Origin of the sequence: Terrirubrum flagellatum, assembly GCF_022059845.1 — a bacterium.
Lineage (GTDB): Bacteria > Pseudomonadota > Alphaproteobacteria > Rhizobiales > Beijerinckiaceae > Terrirubrum > Terrirubrum flagellatum.
Map to the genome: position 1 here is coordinate 3,200,059 of NZ_CP091851.1, position 18,332 is coordinate 3,218,390.

Here is an 18,332-nt window from a genome sequence, read left to right on the forward strand (position 1 = left end):
CTGCGATGAAGACGCTCGTGCGCGAGGAATATGGCCGCGACCATCTGCTGATCGGCTGCGTTCACACGCTCGCGCTCCCCGGCGCCCCGCTCTATGACCGCATCAGCGGCATGCGGAAAATCATTGCGCAGGCGCGCGAGGAAGCGAAAGCTCTGGAAGACGCCGGCTTTCATGCGTTGCTCTACACCAACGAGTCCGACATGCCCTATGAAGCCTCGATGCCGATCGAGGCTGTCGCCGCGATGACCGAGGTCATCGCCGAGTGCCAAGCGCATACGAAGCTGCCGCATGGCGTCAACATGTTGATTGATCCGCCGGCCTCGATCGCTGTCGCTCACGCGACCGGCGGGCGCTTCGTGCGCGCCTTCCTGACCGGCGCGCTTGCCGGCGACATCGGCATGATGACGCCTGACGGCGCACGCGCCTTGCGCCTGCGCGCCAGCCTCGGCGCCGAGACTATCCGCATCATCTGCAACGTGACGCCCGGCTTCTCGATCAATCTCGATACGCGCGGCGTCGAACAGCAGGCGTCGGGCGCGGTCTTCATCGGTCTCGCCGATGTGGTCTGCGTCGGCGGCCCGGCGGCCGGCAAGGAGGCCGACATGTCCGTCATCGAGCGCGTCGCGAAACAGGTGCCGGATACGCCCGTCGCGGTTGGCACCGGCGTCGCGGAAGAGAACATCGCGCGCCTTGCAACTGTCGCAGACATGTTCATCGTCGGCACCTCGATCAAGAAGGACCGGCAGACGCTCAATCCGGTCGAACCGCGCCGGGCGGAAGCTTTCGTGCGCGCCTATGAAATGCGCGAGGCGGCATGAGCGCGCAGCCTGTCACGCTCATCTCAGGCGCGTCCGGCGGCATCTGCAGCGCGCTGGCGCGTATGCTGGCGCAATCCGGCCACCGGCTCGTGCTGACCGCTTTCGAAGACGCGCCGCTTGCGGCGCTCGCCACAGAACTCACGCGCGACGGCGCCGAGGTCGCGTCGCTTGCAGGCGATGTGCGCGACCGCGATCTCCCTGCGCGATTGGTCGCGCTCGCCGTCGAGCGCTTCGGCCGGATCGACAATCTCGTCACGGGCGCCGGCGCCTCGCGTCCTGTCCCTCTCGTCGAGATGGAGGACGAGGAATGGGACAAGCTCGTCGACATCAATCTCGCGGCGGTGTTCCGCCTTTCGAAAGCGGTCGCTCGGCAAATGATCGCGCAGGGCGATGGCGGCGCGATTGCGCACATCTCCTCGATCGCCCATGCCAATGGCGGCGCCAATCTCGCCTACGGCTCCGCCAAGGGCGGCGTCGCGACATTGACCTACGGCATGGCGCAGCAACTCGGCCGTCATGGCGTTCGCGTCAACGCAGTCGCGCCTGGCATCATCGACACGCCCATGGTGCGCGGCGGCTTCGCGCAACAGTTCAACGCGCTCGTTGAAGGCGCCGCGATCCGCACGCCGCTTGGACGTCTCGGACGGCCCGAGGATGTCGCGTCCGTTCTCGCCTTTCTGATTTCGCCCGGCGCCGCCTTCGTCACCGGCGCGCTTATTCCCATCACCGGCGGCATCGAGATCTTGTCGCCGATCTCCACAATCGCCAAGGGAGCCTGAGCGGCATGAGCGCCGTCATCGAACGCTATGGCACGGCGCTCGCCGGGCTTGCGCTCATCGTTTTCTTCCTGTTCACGGCGCCGAATTTCGCGACGCCCGCGAACCTGATTAATGTGCTCAAGGATACGAGCTTCCTCGCAATTCTTGCGCTCGGCTTCGCGCTCGCCTTCACCATCGCCGAACTCGATCTCTCGATCGCGGAAATCGCGAGCCTTGCGGCTGTCGTCACGGGCTGGCTGGTCTACAAGCAGTATGATCCGTTTGTCGCCGTGGCGGCGGGCCTTCTCGTCGGCGCGGCGCTCGGCGCTTTCAACGGTTTCGGCGTCACGGTGCTGCGTGTGCCGTCGCTCATCGTCACGCTGGGAACGGCCGCCATCGCACGCGGGCTGGCTTTCGCTATCACGCAAGGCGTCGCTTTCGTCGGCCGCTGGCCAACATCCTTCACCGGGCTTGCGCGCGGGACGACGTTCGGCGTTCCCAATCTCGTGCTCTGGCTCGCCCTTGCGACGATCTTCGCCTACATCCTTCTGAAATGGACGCGCATCGGCGCGCATATGATCGCGACCGGCGAAGCAGATGAGGCGGCGAGGCTCGCGGGTGTCGCTACAGCGCGCATGAAGCGCATTGGCCTCCTGCTTTCGGGCCTGTTCGCGGGCGTCGCCGCCGTGCTGCTGGCGGCCAACCTCTCATCCGCTGCGCCAAACATGGCGGGCGATTATTTCCTCTACGCGATCGCCGCGGTGCTGCTCGGCATGACCATGTTCGAGCCCGGCCGCCCCAATGTCGGCGGCACGGTCTTCGCGGCCCTGGTGCTCAAGGTGTTAGGCAACGGCTTGGTTCTGCTTGGCGCCGCCTACTATGTTCAGGATATGGTGCTGGGCGTCATCATCATCGGATCGGTCGCTTTTTCCGCGGGCTTCGTGAAGAAGGCGGCGTTCAAGATATGAGTTTCGCCATCAAGGCGTTTGAGGGCGGCGCTCGTCGCCGCATGGAGGAGGGAAAAATGCCGGGGTTGAAGAAATGGATTTTGTCGGCGGCGGCTCTGCTGTCGCTCGGCCAGGCGGCGAACGCATTTGAGCTTGGCGTGATCGGCTTCCAGTTTTCGTCGGAAACGCATGCGCGCGTTGCGAACGCAGCGGCCGCAGCGGCGAAGGCCAAGGGCTGGAGCGTGACGCTGCTCAATTCCGAAGGATCGCTTCCCAAGCATGCGGAGCAGTTCGACGCGCTGATCGCGAAGAAAGTCGATGCGATCATCATCGCGATGGGTAAACCGGTTGAGGCCGACGCCCAGTTCAAGGCGGCGAAGGACAAGGGCATTCCCGTGATCACCGTGCAATCGGGCGCGAGCCCGCATGCGCTGTTCGACATTCAGACCAACGAATACAAGATCGGCGCGGAAGCGGCGCTCTATCTCCTGGGCAAGCTCGGCTATCAGGGCAACATCATCACGTCGCGCTTCGATCTCAACGTCGCCTCGCGCATCCGCGGCAAGATTCTCGACGATGTGCTGTCGGAGAACCAGGCCGTGAAGGAACTCGGCAAATTCTCCATGGCGCGCACTCAAAGCTGGCGTGATGACGTGCGCTCCGGCATGCAGGCGCTGCTGTTGCAGAACCAGGGCAAGATCAATGGCGTCTGGGCGTCGTTCGACGGCCAGGCCTATATCATCGACGACCTCCTCAAAGCGGCCGGCGTGAAGAAGGGCCAGATTCCGCTGGTTTCAGTCGATGGCGGGCCCGAAACCTATGCGCGCATCGCAGATCCCGACTCGACGCTGCTTGCGTCCGTCGCCGTTCCCTTCGAGGACATGGGCAAGCAGGCGGTCGACGCCATAGAAGCGATCGTGGTGAAGAAGCAGCCCAAGGATTCGATTACGGCTGGCCCCTATCTCTTCACCGAAGCGGTGCTGGTCGATCAATCCAACGTGAAGCAGTTCCTCAAGTGAGATGCAGGCCGGGGCGAAAGCCCCGGCTCTCTTTCCGATCGCCCGAGAAGCTCATGCCAGACGTTGCAGACAAGCAGCCGATTCTTTCCCTGCGCGGAATCGGCAAAAGCTACGGCGCTGTCGTGGCTGTGCGTCATGTCGACCTCGACATCTATCCTGGTGAAGTGGTTGCGATCTGCGGCGACAACGGCGCCGGCAAGTCGAGCCTGATCAAGGTGATCTCTGGCGCGCAGGAGCCCACGAACGGCGTGATGCTTTTGCGCGGCAAAGAGGTCGTCTTCCGCTCGCCCCACGACGCGCTCGCGCAGGGCGTCGCCACGATCTATCAGGATCTCGCGCTCGCCCCTCGCCTCTCCATTGCGCAGAATGTGTTCATGGGCGCGGAGCTGACGCGCTCTGTCGTCGTCCCCTTCATCCGCGTCCTCGACAAGAAGCGCATGGCTGCCGAGGCGCAAGGCTATCTTTCGCGTCTGTCGATTGCGATCACCGACATGTCGCGGCCGGTCGAGCGACTGTCCGGCGGCCAACGTCAGGCGGTCGCGATTTCGCGCGCGCTGCGCTGGAACGCCGAGATCATCATCATGGATGAACCCACCGCTGCGCTGGGCGTCAAGGAGACGGCGCAGGTGCTCGACCTCATCCGCAAGCTCAAGGCCGAAGGGCGCACGGTGATCCTGATCAGCCACAACATGCGCGACGTGGTGGCGCTGGCCGATCGCGTCGCCATCCTGAGCGGCGGACGCAAGCTCATCGATTGTCCGATTGACGGACTGACCGCTGATGATCTCACCCACATGATCATGGGCGCGGGCGCCAAGGCCGCGTGAGCATCATCGCCATGGCCGAAACAATCATCATCGACACCGATCCCGGGCAGGACGACGCCGTCGCGATCCTGCTGGCGCTGGCTTCGCCGCGCGAGATCGCGCTTGCGGGGGTGACGGCCGTCGCCGGCAATGTGCCGGTCGTGCAAACGACCTTGAATGCGTTGCGAATCTGCGATCTCGCGCAGCGCCCTGATATTCCCGTCCATTCGGGCGCGGTGGGACCTCTTGTTTATGCGCTGGAGACGGCTGAGTTCGTCAGCGGCCCCGACGGTCTTGCGGGCGCCAATCTTCCACTCACCACGCGCGCGCCGCGGTCTGCGCATGCGGTCGACTTCATCATTGCGCAACTGCGCGCGGCTCCTCACGGAGGCGTCACGCTCTGCCCGATCGGGCCGCTGACGAATATCGCGCTCGCGTTGCGGCTTGCGCCCGACATTCTGCCGAAGATCAGGCGCATCATCCTGATGGGCGGCGCGATGAATCTCGGCAACATTACGCCAGCGGCGGAATTCAACGCCTATGTCGATCCTCACGCGGCCGCGATCGTCTTCGGCTCAGGCGCGAAGATCGTCATGATGGGCCTCAATCTCACATTGCAAGCGATCTGCAGCCGTGACCAGATCGCGCGCATCGGCGCGCTGGGAAGCGCGACCGGCCGCGCCGTCCACGGCATGCTGACGCGGCCCCGCCCGACCGGCCTGGGAACAGACGGGCACCCCATGCACGATGTCTGCGTTATCGCCTGGCTCTTGTGGCCGGAGTTGTTTGAAGGGCGCGACTGCTTCGTCGAGATCGACACGAGCGCCAGCCCATTGCGCGGGCGCACAACGATCGACTGGAATAATCGCCTGCGCAAACCACCAAATGCGCATGTGCTCAACAAGGTCGATGCGACCATTCTGTTCGATCGCATCATCGAGCGACTGGCGACGCTTCCCTGATCCGTTTCAATTCACCGCTTCGACGGAAAGCCATGACGCACTTTATTGCAGAGCTGAAAAACGAAGCCGACGCGGCGATCGCGGCGATGAAGGACGCGGCGCTCAAGGCGCGCCATGTTCACGCGCGCGCAGAGTTGATGCGACATATGCTGACGACAGCGAAAAAAGTGAAAGATCGACCAAAGGCCGAGGCCGTCGAGATCGTCGTCGGAGAATGGATGGCCGCCTGGCATCTCGATCGCAAGGAGTGGCCTCATATCGCGCGAGAGATGACTGTTTTCACGGAGGCTTTCCACGACTACGCCAATCACGCGAGCGACGCGGCGGACGCGCGCCTGCGCAGCGCCTGCCATGCGCTCGACGACGCGCTCGCGCGTGAGGGAACCAGCATTTCCGACCAGATGGCGTGGCGGTCGCAATGCGCCCATCGATGGTGGGACGTCGTGAGCCCGACGCCTGCCGACCTTCCCGGCCGGAAGGATCGTCCGATGATCCCGCTCTATCGGCCGGACGCTCCGTTCTGGGAAGCTGGATGCGCGGAGGCGTGCAAATAAATCGCGCCTCCGACCCGCGCCCGCTAACTCAACGGCGCGCCAGCGCGGGCAAGAACAGTCGAGCAGCGCCCAGCTGTACGGAGGCCGTCGACCGCTCGATACGATCCTATCGATCCGCCATGGCTTTCTTGAACTGATTGATCCAGGCGACGCGATTCTGCGCGACGGTCTTCATATCATAGTTGATCAGCTTGATTTCTGAGATCGGCTTGAGGCCAGTCGCGTTGACGTCCGAGCGCACAGACCGACGTCCGATTTCGGACACCAGGAACTCCTGTATGGGTTTGGACAGCAACCAATCGATGAACACCTTGCCGTTTTCCGCGTTGGGCGATCCCTTCACCAGTGCGACGCCGTCCGCGACCGTGGATGTGCCGTCTTCGGGGTAGACGATCGCGACGTTGCCGCCGTTGCGCACATATTCGAGCGCGTTGTCCTCGAGCGTAATCCCGACGAGCGCTTCGCCATCATTGACAAAACGGCAGACTGCGCCCGAGCTGTCGGAGATCGCAAAATTCGTCAATATCCCCTTGTAGACGTCCCAGCCCTTGTCGCCATAGGCGAGCAGAACCGTCGCGAGTTGCTGGAAAGAAGAACCGGACGTATCCGCGCGCGCGGATGAGACTTTGCCTTTCCACCTGGCGTCGGCGAGGTCCTTCCACGTTTTGGGATAATCGGCGGGTTTGAGCAGCTTCGTGTTCACGGCGAAGACTGCGACGATGCCGGTATAGGGAAGCCATTCGGGGCTGACCTTGTAGGCCGGCAGCATCACCGCCGCGTCCCGGGGCTGATAGGCCGCGATGACATCCTTGTTGTCTTCGAGCGTCTCGCCGCCAATGCTCCAGATGACGTCGGCGCGCGGCGCGCCGGCTTCGGCCCGGATGCGCTTGATGATGTCGCCCGAACCCGCCTTGACGACATCGACCTTGATGCCGGTTTCCTTCTCGAAGCGCGGCTGCAAGGCGTTGACGATCGTGGTGTTGTGGGCGGTGTAGACCACCACCCGCTTTTCCTGCGCCGCCGCGCCGCCTGCAAACACAAGGGCGAGCCCCAGGGCTGCGAAGCCGATCCTCACGCCGAACCGCATCTTTGTTCCTCCACCCTTTTTGGCTCCGCCGCCATTGTGGCAGGAACCATAAGGCCTCATCAATAGCCGGCCAAGGATTCGCCGGGAGGGCGCGATTGTCGTCGCTTCAGATCAGGGGAGTGAAGAAGAGCTTCGGCGACGCGACCGTTCTTCAGGGCGTTGACCTCGATATCCGGTCGGGCGAGTTCTTCACGCTCCTTGGCCCAAGCGGCTGCGGCAAGACAACGCTGCTTCGCATCATCGCAGGCTTTCAGCGCCCTGACGCCGGCGAGGCGTCGCTCGACGGCGAACGCATCGACAGGAAGCCCGCCCACACGCGCGACATCGGTATGGTCTTCCAGGACTACGCTGTGTTCCCTCACCTGACGGTCGCCGGCAACATCGCGTTCGGCCTCAAGGCGCGGAAGCTTCCCAAGGCCGAGATCGAGGCTCGCGTGGCTGACGGTCTTCGGATGGTGCGGATGGACCGACTGGCCGAGCGGTTCCCTTCGGAATTATCCGGCGGGCAGCAGCAGCGCGTAGGCATCGCTCGCGCCATGGTGATCCGGCCCAAGCTTCTGCTGATGGACGAGCCGCTCTCCAATCTCGACGCGAAGCTGCGTCTCGAATTGCGCGAGGACATTCGAGATCTGCAGAAGAGCCTCGGCGTGACGACGATCTACGTCACCCACGATCAGGAGGAGGCGCTCGCCATTTCCGATCGCATCTGTGTGATGAATGCGGGGCGGATTGAGCAAGTCGGCGCTCCCTACGAGATTTATCGACGGCCCGTGAGGCGATTTGCGGCGTCCTTCGTCGGCGCCATGAACTTCATCCCGGCTTCAGGCGATGCATCGACCGCGTGGAAGCGGCGCCTCGCCGGCGGTGCTCTGAAGGCTTGCGCGGAGCTGGCGATCCGCCCGGAGGATGTCGTCATTCGCATGGATCGCACGAGCGCGAACGCTATTCATCTGAGCGGAAAGGTCTCCAAAGTCACTTTTCTTGGCCGCGAGGCGCACTACGCCATTGCGACCGATGCGGGAGAGATTATCGCGCAGGTTGCGGGGCCAACGCCCGATCTTATTTCGGTCGATGGACAGACCATCGAGGTCAGTCTCCCCTTCGACAGAATCATCGCCTTTGACGCACAAGGCGACGCGCTGCCCTCAGCGTTCGGCCGCTCATGAGGGCGCGCTTCGGCCGCATCGACATCTGGACCGGCGTCCTCGCGCTGGCCTGGGCGGTCATCATTCTGCTGCTGATCTGGCCGCTTTCGACGATCCTGTTCGCGAGCTTTCGCGACAACGACACGGGCGCATTTTCGCTCGGCAATTATGTCGATGTGTTCATGCTTCGATCCTATCGCCGGGCGATCGGCAACACGCTGCTGGTCGGGTTTGGCGGCATGGCGGGGTCGCTCATGCTCGGTGTCTCCCTAGCCTTTCTGGTGACTCGCTATCGCGTCCGGGGTCGCGCGCTCATCCAGACGCTTGCGGTGGTCGCGCTCGTTTCTCCGCCGTTCATCGGCGCCTATGCCTGGATCGTACTGTTCGGCGCCAACGGCGTCGCTCGCAACGCGCTGGCGTCTTTCGGCGTTTCGCTGCCATCCATATATGGCGCGACCGGCGTCATCCTGGTGTTCTCCTTCAAGTTTTTCCCGCATGTTTTCCTGATCGTGTCGGGCGCGCTCGCAGCGGTGAACCGCTCGGTGGAGGAAGCTGCGGAAAGCCTTGGCGTATCGCCAATGCGACGGCTCCTGACCATCACCTTGCCGCTCATCACGCCATCGATCTCCGCCGCCGCACTGCTCACCTTCGTGCTGTCGATTGCGGACTTCGGAACGCCGCGCCTGATCGGGCGTGATCTCAGCGTGCTCGCGACCGAGGCGTTCGTGCAATTCGGCAGCGAGATGGGCGGTAATCCTGGCATGGCGTCCACGCTCAGCCTTGTGCTCATCGCAATCTCGATGACGCTGGTTGCGCTGCAGCGCCGCGCAACACGCCGGAACGTCTATGCCGGCAACCTTCTCCGCCGTCCGGAGCCGAAGCCCGCGATTGGCTGGCGAGGCGTCGCGATGCACATTGCGGCCTATGCGATCGTACTGGTTGGCGCCACGCCGGCGATCACCGCCGTGATCTTCTCCTTCCGACGCACCAGCGGACCTGTGTTCCAGCCGGGCTTCAGCCTTCAAAGTTACGAGCGGGTCATCGCAACGGTGTCGACGCCAATCTGGAACACGCTTGTCTATTCTGCTGCATCGGTCATCACGATCGTCGTGATCGGCACGCTGATCGGCTATCTCGTCGCGCGCCGCCCGCAACCAGCCACCGCCGCGCTCGATGGCGTTCTGATGATCCCCTACGTCGTGCCGGGGGTCGTAATGGGCATCGCCTTCATCGCGCAGTTCAATGCGCCGCCAGTCGCCATCACGGGCACGGGACTGATCATTATTCTCGCGATTTTTATTCGCCGCCTGCCCTATTCCGTCAGATCGGTGGCGGCGGCGCTCAAGCAACTCAGCGCCAATCTGGAAGACGCTGCGATCAGCCTTGGCCTCTCGCCCGGCCGGGCCTTTCTCAAGGTCACCGCGCCGCTGATTGCGCCGGGCATCATGGCGGGAGCGCTCATGAGCCTCGTCACCGCCATGAACGAATTGTCCTCGTCATTGGTTCTCTATGTCGGCGGCACAGCGACAATGCCGGTCCGCATCTATCTGGCCGTGCTCGATGGAGAGTACGGACTTGCTTCAGCGCTCGCGAGCATTCTGTTGCTGCTGACCATGATGGCGGTTGGAGCAGCCTTCGCGCTCTCGGGCAGGCGCCGTGAGGTATTGCTTTAGAACTGCGCCAGCGACGCTACTTGGCAGCTCCGCACGATTCTCCGATGCGCGAAAGCAGCGATGCGCATTCGAGGGTGACGCAACACCGATTTACAGCCGGGCTTGAGGCAGATCTATCACGAGGCTTTGGCGCTTACGGACTGTCCGCTTCAAGCAGATCATTCATTTGCTCGAAGCTGCATCCGTAGAGTGCGTCAAACAGCTTCACCCCGGCCTCGTGCAACGTCATCGGCATATTGAAACGACGGCCAATACGAACGAGCGGCACGATTCCGAACGGAACATCCTCGATCACAAATCGGGTCTGCAGGCTTTTCGGCCCCGGCGGGCCGCCTCGCTGCCGATGCACTTCGGCCGCCATGGCGGCGAGACTTTCGCCGGGCGGAAACCCGAAAGTGAGCTGATAATGTCGCTCGACACTGCGAACCTCGACGCCGAACGCAGCGGCAAGCGCGAGCCGTTCGCGATCGAGCGCCTCGACCAGCCGCGCAACCGCCGGCGTGATGCCGTCATAATTCGCCCAGTTCTCGCCGCGCTCGATGCGCGTGAAGTTGCAGAGCGCGCTGGCGAGATGGATCGGCGGATTGAGATTGCCGAGCTGGATCGCCATCAAATCATCATGGAGTTTGAAGCGCTCTCCAAACAGCGCAACGCACATCGCGAGGCCGTTGGCGCCATCGCGCGGATTCGCTGCGGCCAGATCGATCTCACGGCGCACGCCGCCAATCTCGACCGAGCTTGGCGACGTCTTGCGGCCCATCAACGCCGTCGTGCCCCATGCGAGCACGGGCGTCTCGACATTTCGCTCCGCCAGACGCCGCGTCAGATAACGCGCCGCCATCGAGAGATGCGCGCTGATGATGATTGTCGCGCCAGCTCTGACGTGCGGAACGATGGCGTTGAAGACAGAGCGATAGCCGTATCCGGGAACAGCGACGATCAACGCATCCATGTCGGCGACAAAGGCGGGATCCGTCGCGACATCCGGCATGAAGCTTGCGCTGACTGCGCCTGTCGCTGTGAGCTGCTCGCCGGCGAGAAACGGCGCCACGCCGCGTCCGGACGGAGACCAGAGCCTTGGCTGATGTCCTGCTTCGCGCAGAAAGGCGGCGTAGCCAAACGCGACGCCGCCGGCGCCGAGAATGCCGACCTTCATGAGCGCGAAGGATCGAGACGCCGCGCAGCGTCTGGATCCAGTCCATAAATCTCGATGGCGGCGCGCGCGGAGATGCGGTCTTCGCGCAGGTCTTTCTCAACGCGGTCGCGGTCCCGTTTCACCGGATCGCCATAGCCGCCGCCGGACGCGCCGATCATCGCAAGCGATTGTCCGGGCTGAAGCACGCCCGCGCGCTTCACGAGCGGCCTCGCGCCTTCGCTCAGTTCAACCTTGCAGGTCTCGCCTGGATATCCGCCGAAGATTCCAAACGGTGGAATGACGCTGTTGGTGCCGCCCGCGGAAACGGTCGCGACATGATCGAGGATTCGCGTGCGCCGCCGCATCGCCATGCCACCGCGGAACGTTCCCGGCCCTCCGGAATCGCGCACCAGCTCATAGCATTCGACGCGGATCGGATGTTCAAGTTCAAGCGCCTCAACAGGAAGATTTGCGGTGTTAGTTGTGTGAACCTGCACGCCGTCGAGGCCGTCTCTGGCGGCGCGCGCGCCCATGCCGCCGCCATTCATGTCGTTATAGACATAGAAACGTCCCGTGCGCGGATGCATGCCGCTCGTCGTGACAAGTCCGCCGCCGGTGCAGGCCGCGCAGACCTTGTCCGGAATCGCGGGCGCGAGCGCGGCCAGAATCATGTCGACAAGGCGCTGCGCAATGTCGGTTCGGCTATAGACGGCGGCCGGCGCAACCGCATTGAGCACGCTGCCTTCCGGCGCGGCGACATGGATCGGCCGATAGAAGCCCGCATTCGGCGGCGTATCCGGATCGAGCAGCGTCTTCACGGCGAAATAGACCGTGGCGAGCAGCGCCGTGAAAACCATATTGATCGGCGCGCGCACCTGCGGCGGATTGCCGGCGAAGTCGAAGAAAATCTCGTCGCCCGCGACTCTCACCTCGACCTTGAGATGCAGAATGCTTTCGACAAGGTTCGAGTCGAAGTCGGTCTCGAAGCGATAGACGCCATCGGGAATGGCGCGGATGCCGGCGCGCGTCTTACGCTCGGCGTAACCCATGATCTCCTCGCTGGCCGCAGCGACGACGCCCTTGCCATACTTGCCGCAGAGCGCCTGAAAGCGCTGAACCCCGAGCCGGTTGGCGGCCATCTGGGCGCGAAAATCGTTGATGCGCTCGCGCGGCACCTGGCAGTTCAGAAGGACGAGCTGCATCACATCGTCCTGCAGCACGCCCTCGCGATAAAGCCGGATCGGAGGAATACGCAGGCCTTCCTGAAAGATATGCGCGTGACTGCGATCAACGAAGTCGGAATGATGGGCGAGATTCGCGACCCACGCGACAAGATCGCCTTCGACAAACACCGGCTCCATGAAGACGATGTCGTTGAGATGGGTGCCGCCGCCGGTATGGGCGTCGTTGCCGATGAACACGTCGCCCGGGCGGATGCCCGCGAGATCGTGATGCTTCAGGACATAGTCGGCGATGCCAAGCAGGGAGCCGAGATGGATCGGGATTCGCTCCGCTTGCGCGATCGTGCGGCCCTGCGGATCGAAGAGAGCCGTCGAGCAATCCTGCCGTTCCTTGATATTGGTCGAGAACGCCGCGCGGATCAGCGCCTTGCCCATCTCCTCGACGATCGTCGACAAGGCGCTGCCGATGACCTCCACTGTGACCGGATCGACGGCGCGCGATGCGCTCATATTCGTCATCTCAGCCCTCGATCAGGATGTTGAGATAGGGATCGATCATCGCCGTCTGGCCGACGAGCACGAATGTGGTTGAATCCATCTGCTCGATGATCGCAGGCCCGTGCAATTTGTGGCCAGGGCCGAGCTTCTCACGATCATAGACCGGACATTTCACGAAGCCGTCAGCGGCCGAGAGATAGACGTCGCGTTCGCCAATCTTCGCATCCGCGACCGAGCTCGTGGGGGCGGGCGCGCGCCTGAGTTCCGCCTTCGGCACGCGCCCCGTAAGCTCAAGCCGCAAGGTGGTGACCTGAATCGGCTCTTCGGACGCGACGTAGCCATACATCTGCTGGTGCACCGTCTCGAAATTCGTGCGGAGCGTTTCGAGCTGCGCCGCATCATCGGCTTCGGCGGGCCACGCCACCGTCAGCTCGTATCCCTGTCCGCCATAGCGCATATCGAGCGCCTTCACGACGCCACGGTCCGCCGACGCAATATGCTCCTGCTCGAACCACGCATCGGCGCGACGGTCGAGCTCGCGAAATCCGTTCGCCAGGGACGCAAGCGTGTCGGCCCGCAACGGCATGTAGCGGGTCAGCGAAATGTCTGTGCGAAGATCAGTCAGCAGCAGACCCAGCGCGCACATGATGCCGGGATATTTGGGAACGAGAACACGGGGAATGTCGAGTTCGCGCGCGAGCAGCGCCGCGTGAATCGGGCCCGCTCCGCCAAACGCCATCATCGTGAAATCGCGGGGATCATAACCACGCTCCACCGAGATGACGCGCACCGCCTTCGCCATGTTGGCGACCACGACGCGGATAATCCCTTCTGCCGCGGCCATCGGCGCTATGCCAAGATCGTCGGCGAGCCGCGCGATCGCCTCGCGCGATGCCGCAGCGTCGATCGGCATGCGGCCGCCAAGCAGATGCGTCTGGTTGAGAACGCCGAGCGCGACATTGGCGTCCGTCACCGTCGGCTGGCGATTGCCGCGGCCATAGCAGACGGGACCGGGATCGGCGCCCGCGCTCGCCGGCCCCACTTTCAGCAGGCCGTTATCCATGCGAGCGATCGAACCGCCGCCTGCGCCCACGGTGTGAATGCCGAGCATCGGCACTTTCAGCGGATAACCGTGAATGTCCGCGCTGTTCGCCATCTGCGGACGACCATTCTCGATCAGCGCGACGTCGCTCGACGTGCCGCCCATGTCGAAAGTGATGAGATGGCTGAAGTCTGCTGCGCGGCCGACGGCGAGCGCGCCCATGACGCCTGCCGCGGGACCTGACAGCACCGTGCGCACCGGCTCGCGCTGCGCCGAATCCGCCGAGATCACGCCGCCATTGCTTTGGGTGAGGTGCGGCGCGGGCTTCACACCGACATCCGCGAGACGCGGACGCAGACGCTCCAGATAGGATTTCATGATCGGGCCGAGATAGGCGTTCACCACTACGGTCGAGGTGCGCTCGAACTCGCGAAATTCGGGCGCGATGTCGTGCGAGACGCTCACGAACATGTCAGGACATTCCTCCGCGAAGATCTCGCGGATGCGCGCCTCGTGCGCGGGCGTGAGGAAGCTGAAGAGGAGGCTGACCGCGACCGCCTGGACGCCCTCCGCGCGCAGTTTTCGCGCCGCCTTGCGAACATCCTCCTCGTTGAGCGGTTCGAGAATCGAGCCATCGAACAGCACGCGCTCGCGCACCTCAAGCCTGAGATCGCGTGAAACGAGGATCGGCGGCTTCTCCGTCTGGAGATCGTAAAGTTCAGGTCGCGTCTGGCGCCTGATTTCCAGCACATCGCGAAAGCCCGCGGTCGTGACCAGGCCCGTCTTCGCGCCGCGGCCCTGAATGAGCGCATTGGTGCCGACAGTCGTGCCATGGCCAAAATGCACGACGCGCGCCGCATCCGCCTTTCCGCCGCCCGATGCGCGCAGCCACTCCTCGACGCCGCCCGCGATTCCAACAGAAGGATCGGCCGGCGTGCTGCTGACTTTCCAGACCTGGATCTGGCCCAGAGTCTCATCGAACACGCAGACATCCGTGAAAGTGCCGCCGGAATCGACGCCGATGCGCAGGCGGCGATCGCTGGACGGTGCTGACGATGACATCATGACTCCGAACTCGCAAAGGCGCGATGAGATCGCGCCTCAAATTGCCGGCCAGCAGGCTTTCACGCGCCCGCGCGGCCTGATCTCACCCGATGGTCACTTCGCGACAGAAAAATCGAACGCGCGCACCCAATCATCGCCACGCGCATGCCATTCGACCCGCCTGGAGACTCCGTAGGTGACCGGCTGGACATAGAGGAACACCATCGCCGCTTCGTCGCACATGCGCGCCGTCGCCTGCTTGTAGAGCGCCGCGCGCTTCGTCTTGTCCGTCGTCGCGCGCGCCTCGTCGAGCAGTTTTCCGAACGGCGCATCGTTCCAGTAATCATAGACATTGCCCGGCGCGCTGAGCGTCAGCAGCCCATCCGCGTCGAGCGTCGGCCACGCATAGGTGAGGAACGCCAGCTGCGCGAGATCGCGCGCGCGCGTCTGCTTCGTCATGAAGGCGCCGAAGTCCATCTCCGTGATCTTCACCTTCAGACCGAGCTCCTCGTAACTCGAGGCGATCGCCTGCACGACTTCGGAGCCGTTGAGATAGACCGCGACGGGAATCTCGAGCTCGATCGGCTGCTTCGGATCGATCCCCGACTGCTTGATCAGCGCCTTCGCCTTGTCCGGATCATAGGGATAGGCCTTGAGATCCGGGTTGAAGCCGAAATAGTCGCTCGTCAGGAGCTGACAGGGCGACACCGGCGCGCGGCCGCCGAAGATCGCGCTGACGATGCCTTCTTTGTCGACGCCATAGTTGAGCGCCTGACGCAGCGCCTTGTTCTCGATCGGCTTCTTGTTGAGGTTGAGCTTCAGGAACGCCGTACGCGTGCTCTGCACGGAATCGGCGCGCGCGGCGCCGGCCTTGTTAATGCGGTCGATCTCGGAAACGGGAATGCCGCCGATCAGATCGACCTCTTTCGCATTGAGCGCCGCGATGCGGCTTGAAACCTCCGGAATGATGCGGAAATTGACTTTCGCAAAGGCCGGCTTTGCGCCGGCGAAATTGGGGTTGGGTTCAAGCGTCACATGATCGCCGGGAACATTCTCTGCGATCTTGTAAGGCCCGCCCGCCATGGTCGAACGCGCAGGATCATTCGACGCAGCCCATTGCGGCGGGAGAAGCAGAAACATCGAGAGCTGATCGGCAAGCGCGGGATAGGGCGACGTCGTCACGATATCAACAGTCGCTTCATCGACGACATTGACCGTCTTGACCGAGCCGAACCACGCCTTGATGCGCGCGCCGACCTTGGGATCGAGCACGCGATCGATGTTCCATTTCACGGCTGCGGCGTCGAGCTTTTCGCCATTCTCGAATTTCAGGCCCGGCTTCAGCTTGAATCGCCAGGTGGTATCATCGACCGGTTCCCAGGAGACGGCGGCGTCGGGCTTGAGCTTGAGATCGGCGCCGCGCGTGAGCAGGCCGGGATAGATGTGGCTGAGCACGCTGAGATCGGTGCCGACGGTCGCCGTCATGTGGGGGTCAAGCGTCGTCAGCGCGGTCGGAAGCGCGATCGTCAATGTATTCGACGATTGCGCCAAAGCTGCGTTTATCGGCGCGAAGGCCAGAAGGACGGCGGCCGTCCGCGCGAGATTGCCAGATTTCATCGCATTCCCCTTCCCTCATTCGACTGCATCAGAATTTTCGTCACGCGGCGCGACGCCTGATGAAGTCCCTGATCCGCGCGAGCACCAATTCGTTCTTCTCGATATGGACGGGATGATTGGCGCCTTCGATGACGTCGAGCTCCGATCCCGGAATTCCCGCCGCGATCACCTGCGACTGCTGGACCGGGCAAATCCAGTCGTTGGCTCCCACGACGATGTAGGTCGGGACCTTGATTGTCGGCAGCGCGGCGCGAACATCATAATATTTGTCGTGCTGGAAAAGCTCGCGATGGGTCTCAGCATGGATATGCAGCTCGCGCGTCGCGAGAAGCGCCGCATCCGGATCGAACTCCTCGAAATAGAGCGGCTGGCACGCGAGCCAGATCAGTCTCAGCTCGATGTCGTCTTCGCAGCCGTCAACAATCAGCTTGCGCACCATCGCTTCCGAGGCGCTCGGGGCCTGCGGCAATCGCTGCCTGAGATGCGCGAACACATCGTCCTGCATATGATAACTGGGCGCCGTGCCGCGCAGAATCAGGTGCGACAGGCCGGCCTGATAGCGGGCGGCGTAGGTGAGCGCGATCATGCCGCCGAACGACCCGCCGATCAGGATGATCTTCTTTCCGCCGCAGACTTCGAGACGGAAGGCCTCGAGATCGTCGGCGAACTGGGCGAAGGTGAAGGGCGGCGTGAGACTCGTCAGACCGCAGCCGCGCTGATCATAGGCGAGAACGCGATAGGCGTCGGCAAGTGGCAGAAAGGCCTGGAAATCGCGACGATGATCGCCGATGCCGCGCCCGCCATGCAGGACGACGATGGCGTGTTCGTGTTCGTCGCCCGCCGAGTTATAGACGAAGTCCGCGCCGTTGAGCCTGACCTTCTTCATCGCGCCGCTCGCTGTTTCAATCCGCTCTGGGCTCGCCCAGCGTATGCATCAGCCGGTTCGCCCAGCCGAAGATGCTCGACGCCAGAATGAGATCGATGATGTCGCCCTCGCCGAGACCCTGGTCGCGCAGCGCGCGCACATGCTCGGCGCGAACGGCCGAGGGCGTCTGCGACAGAGCGGCGGCGAAGTCGAAGATCGCCTGCGAATATTCATCGAGTTCGGGATGTTCGCCGCCATCGAATATCGCAGCGATGACGTCTTCCCGTTTCGTGAGCTGGATATAGCGCGCAGCGTGGACCGAGACGCAATAGACGCATCGATTGACGACCGATGCGGCCACGGCGCCAAGCTCGCGCTCGCCGGGCGGCAGGCCCTCCTTGCCATACATGATGGCGTTGAAGAGCGGCGAGCGCACGGCAAGCGATTCCGGATCATGGGCGAGCGTCAGCACGTAATCCGAAATCTTCTTGTTCGACGGCGTCACTTTCATGGCGTCGCGCTGTTCGGCAGTGGCTTCTTCGAGCCGCACCGGCGCGACATAAGGAACCCAGCGCAGCGGCCGCGCGGTGAATTCGTGGACGGCGCCGCTCATGCCGCCCCCTGCAACGCGCGCAGGCCGGCGATCACGCGCGCCTGATAGTTCACGAAGGCCGCGAGTTCGGAGAGCCGGACGATATCGGGCTCGGAAACGCCAGCGTCGCGCAACGCATCGATCGAGGCGCGCGTCGCATCTCGCGGCGCGAGCGTCAGAAGATCGGCATGCCTCGCGATCGCGGCCGCGCGGGCCTCCGCCGGAAGACGCCGGGGATCGCGCAGGTCGGCGACCGCCTCAGGGGCGGCCTCGCCCAGCAGGCTGGCGTAGTGGGCGGCGAGGCGCGCATCGCCGTGATGGCGCGCCATCCGCTCCGCCACGGCGGCGCGCTCGAGATAGGAGAGGCCGCCGGGATCGCACGGCCGCAGAACCGCATCGTGAGCGCGCTGGCTCATGTCTATGATCGCTGCGCGGCCGACGAGAGCCTCTCCCAGCGGCGTGCCCGCCGCGGTTTCGGCAAGGGATTCAATGATCGTGGCGGCGGCCAAGGGTTGCTCCCGGCGTCAGACGCGATAAGACTTGCATGATGCATTTTTGGCATCAAGATGCATTCATTCTACAGATCAAT

At 63.5% G+C, this 18,332-nt stretch carries 17 protein-coding genes; 9 read left to right on the plus strand and 8 right to left on the minus strand.

All coding sequences use genetic code 11. The annotated features are described in order from the left end of the window. The first annotated feature begins 5 nt into the window (after nt 1-5). From L8F45_RS15465 to L8F45_RS15495, 7 genes are read left to right on the plus strand one after another with little or no spacing between them, the layout of a single operon-like run. The gene (locus L8F45_RS15465) at nt 6-818 is read left to right on the plus strand and encodes a BtpA/SgcQ family protein (protein WP_342358772.1); all 813 of its coding nucleotides are present in this window, start codon (nt 6-8) and stop codon (nt 816-818) included. Next, the gene (locus tag L8F45_RS15470) at nt 815-1,597 is read left to right on the plus strand and encodes an SDR family NAD(P)-dependent oxidoreductase (RefSeq protein ID WP_342358773.1); all 783 of its coding nucleotides are present in this window, start codon (nt 815-817) and stop codon (nt 1,595-1,597) included. The genes L8F45_RS15465 and L8F45_RS15470 overlap by 4 nt, the downstream gene beginning before the upstream one ends. A 5-nt stretch (nt 1,598-1,602) precedes the next feature. Beyond that, nucleotides 1,603-2,544 carry an ABC transporter permease gene (locus L8F45_RS15475; RefSeq protein ID WP_342358774.1) on the plus strand — a complete coding sequence of 314 codons (942 nt, stop codon included), beginning with the start codon at nt 1,603-1,605 and terminating at the stop codon, nt 2,542-2,544. After that, on the plus strand, nt 2,541-3,542 hold the full coding sequence (locus L8F45_RS15480) for a sugar ABC transporter substrate-binding protein (protein WP_342358775.1): 1,002 nt from the start codon (nt 2,541-2,543) through the stop codon (nt 3,540-3,542). Before L8F45_RS15475 ends, L8F45_RS15480 begins: the two co-directional genes overlap by 4 nt. A 53-nt stretch (nt 3,543-3,595) precedes the next feature. Beyond that, entirely contained in the window at nt 3,596-4,369 is a 774-nt protein-coding gene (locus L8F45_RS15485; RefSeq protein ID WP_342358776.1) for an ATP-binding cassette domain-containing protein, read from the plus strand. Beyond that, nucleotides 4,366-5,310 (plus strand): nucleoside hydrolase, encoded by a 945-nt coding sequence (locus tag L8F45_RS15490; protein WP_342358777.1) that lies wholly within the window; start codon nt 4,366-4,368, stop codon nt 5,308-5,310. The genes L8F45_RS15485 and L8F45_RS15490 overlap by 4 nt, the downstream gene beginning before the upstream one ends. A gap of 32 nt (nt 5,311-5,342) precedes the next feature. Continuing rightward, nucleotides 5,343-5,864: a hypothetical protein gene (locus tag L8F45_RS15495; protein WP_342358778.1), complete on the plus strand. Its 522-nt coding sequence runs from the start codon at nt 5,343-5,345 to the stop codon at nt 5,862-5,864. Nucleotides 5,865-5,970: 106 nt separating this feature from the next. Here L8F45_RS15495 and L8F45_RS15500 read toward each other — a convergent pair whose 3' ends face one another. Then, nucleotides 5,971-6,951 carry an extracellular solute-binding protein gene (locus tag L8F45_RS15500; protein WP_342358779.1) on the minus strand — a complete coding sequence of 327 codons (981 nt, stop codon included), beginning with the start codon at nt 6,949-6,951 and terminating at the stop codon, nt 5,971-5,973. Between the two features lie 95 nt (nt 6,952-7,046). Here L8F45_RS15500 and L8F45_RS15505 point away from each other — a divergent pair, with 95 nt between their 5' ends. Continuing rightward, complete coding sequence (locus tag L8F45_RS15505; RefSeq protein WP_342358780.1) at nt 7,047-8,117, plus strand: ABC transporter ATP-binding protein; 1,071 nt, start codon at nt 7,047-7,049, stop codon at nt 8,115-8,117. Beyond that, nucleotides 8,114-9,769: an ABC transporter permease gene (locus L8F45_RS15510; protein ID WP_342358781.1), complete on the plus strand. Its 1,656-nt coding sequence runs from the start codon at nt 8,114-8,116 to the stop codon at nt 9,767-9,769. Before L8F45_RS15505 ends, L8F45_RS15510 begins: the two co-directional genes overlap by 4 nt. 133 nt (nt 9,770-9,902) lie before the next feature. On the opposite strand, the gene L8F45_RS15515 is transcribed toward L8F45_RS15510, so the two are convergent. The 7 genes from L8F45_RS15515 to L8F45_RS15545 form a co-directional block, all read right to left on the minus strand. Further along, on the minus strand, nt 9,903-10,925 hold the full coding sequence (locus L8F45_RS15515) for an NAD/NADP octopine/nopaline dehydrogenase family protein (RefSeq protein WP_342358782.1): 1,023 nt from the start codon (nt 10,923-10,925) through the stop codon (nt 9,903-9,905). Then, a complete protein-coding gene (locus tag L8F45_RS15520) occupies nt 10,922-12,604 on the minus strand; it encodes a hydantoinase B/oxoprolinase family protein (RefSeq protein WP_342358783.1) in 1,683 nt (560 codons plus the stop codon). Before L8F45_RS15520 ends, L8F45_RS15515 begins: the two co-directional genes overlap by 4 nt. A 1-nt stretch (nt 12,605) precedes the next feature. Continuing rightward, on the minus strand, nt 12,606-14,690 hold the full coding sequence (locus tag L8F45_RS15525; RefSeq protein ID WP_342358784.1) for a hydantoinase/oxoprolinase family protein: 2,085 nt from the start codon (nt 14,688-14,690) through the stop codon (nt 12,606-12,608). 93 nt (nt 14,691-14,783) lie between these two features. Beyond that, nucleotides 14,784-16,286 (minus strand): ABC transporter substrate-binding protein, encoded by a 1,503-nt coding sequence (locus tag L8F45_RS15530; RefSeq protein WP_342358785.1) that lies wholly within the window; start codon nt 16,284-16,286, stop codon nt 14,784-14,786. A gap of 40 nt (nt 16,287-16,326) precedes the next feature. Beyond that, nucleotides 16,327-17,172, minus strand: coding sequence for an alpha/beta fold hydrolase (locus tag L8F45_RS15535; RefSeq protein WP_342358786.1), 846 nt, complete (start codon nt 17,170-17,172; stop codon nt 16,327-16,329). 16 nt (nt 17,173-17,188) lie between these two features. Continuing rightward, nucleotides 17,189-17,764 (minus strand): peroxidase-related enzyme, encoded by a 576-nt coding sequence (locus L8F45_RS15540; protein ID WP_342358787.1) that lies wholly within the window; start codon nt 17,762-17,764, stop codon nt 17,189-17,191. Then, nucleotides 17,761-18,252, minus strand: a complete 492-nt coding sequence (locus L8F45_RS15545) for a CMD domain protein (protein WP_342358788.1) — start codon at nt 18,250-18,252, stop codon at nt 17,761-17,763. Before L8F45_RS15545 ends, L8F45_RS15540 begins: the two co-directional genes overlap by 4 nt. Nucleotides 18,253-18,332: the final 80 nt, after the last annotated feature.

Excerpts from the sequence above, each read along its gene's own strand:
- L8F45_RS15465 (WP_342358772.1), top strand. The coding sequence starts at position 6 with ATGAAGACGCTCGTGCGCGAGGAATATGGCCGCGACCATCTGCTGATC.
- L8F45_RS15470 (WP_342358773.1), top strand. The coding sequence starts at position 815 with ATGAGCGCGCAGCCTGTCACGCTCATCTCAGGCGCGTCCGGCGGCATC.
- L8F45_RS15475 (WP_342358774.1), top strand. The coding sequence starts at position 1,603 with ATGAGCGCCGTCATCGAACGCTATGGCACGGCGCTCGCCGGGCTTGCG.
- L8F45_RS15480 (WP_342358775.1), top strand. The coding sequence starts at position 2,541 with ATGAGTTTCGCCATCAAGGCGTTTGAGGGCGGCGCTCGTCGCCGCATG.
- L8F45_RS15485 (WP_342358776.1), top strand. The coding sequence starts at position 3,596 with ATGCCAGACGTTGCAGACAAGCAGCCGATTCTTTCCCTGCGCGGAATC.
- L8F45_RS15495 (WP_342358778.1), top strand. The coding sequence starts at position 5,343 with ATGACGCACTTTATTGCAGAGCTGAAAAACGAAGCCGACGCGGCGATC.
- L8F45_RS15500 (WP_342358779.1), bottom strand. The coding sequence starts at position 6,951 with ATGCGGTTCGGCGTGAGGATCGGCTTCGCAGCCCTGGGGCTCGCCCTT.
- L8F45_RS15510 (WP_342358781.1), top strand. The coding sequence starts at position 8,114 with ATGAGGGCGCGCTTCGGCCGCATCGACATCTGGACCGGCGTCCTCGCG.
- L8F45_RS15515 (WP_342358782.1), bottom strand. The coding sequence starts at position 10,925 with ATGAAGGTCGGCATTCTCGGCGCCGGCGGCGTCGCGTTTGGCTACGCC.
- L8F45_RS15520 (WP_342358783.1), bottom strand. The coding sequence starts at position 12,604 with ATGACGAATATGAGCGCATCGCGCGCCGTCGATCCGGTCACAGTGGAG.
- L8F45_RS15525 (WP_342358784.1), bottom strand. The coding sequence starts at position 14,690 with ATGATGTCATCGTCAGCACCGTCCAGCGATCGCCGCCTGCGCATCGGC.
- L8F45_RS15530 (WP_342358785.1), bottom strand. The coding sequence starts at position 16,286 with ATGAAATCTGGCAATCTCGCGCGGACGGCCGCCGTCCTTCTGGCCTTC.
- L8F45_RS15535 (WP_342358786.1), bottom strand. The coding sequence starts at position 17,172 with ATGAAGAAGGTCAGGCTCAACGGCGCGGACTTCGTCTATAACTCGGCG.
- L8F45_RS15540 (WP_342358787.1), bottom strand. The coding sequence starts at position 17,764 with ATGAGCGGCGCCGTCCACGAATTCACCGCGCGGCCGCTGCGCTGGGTT.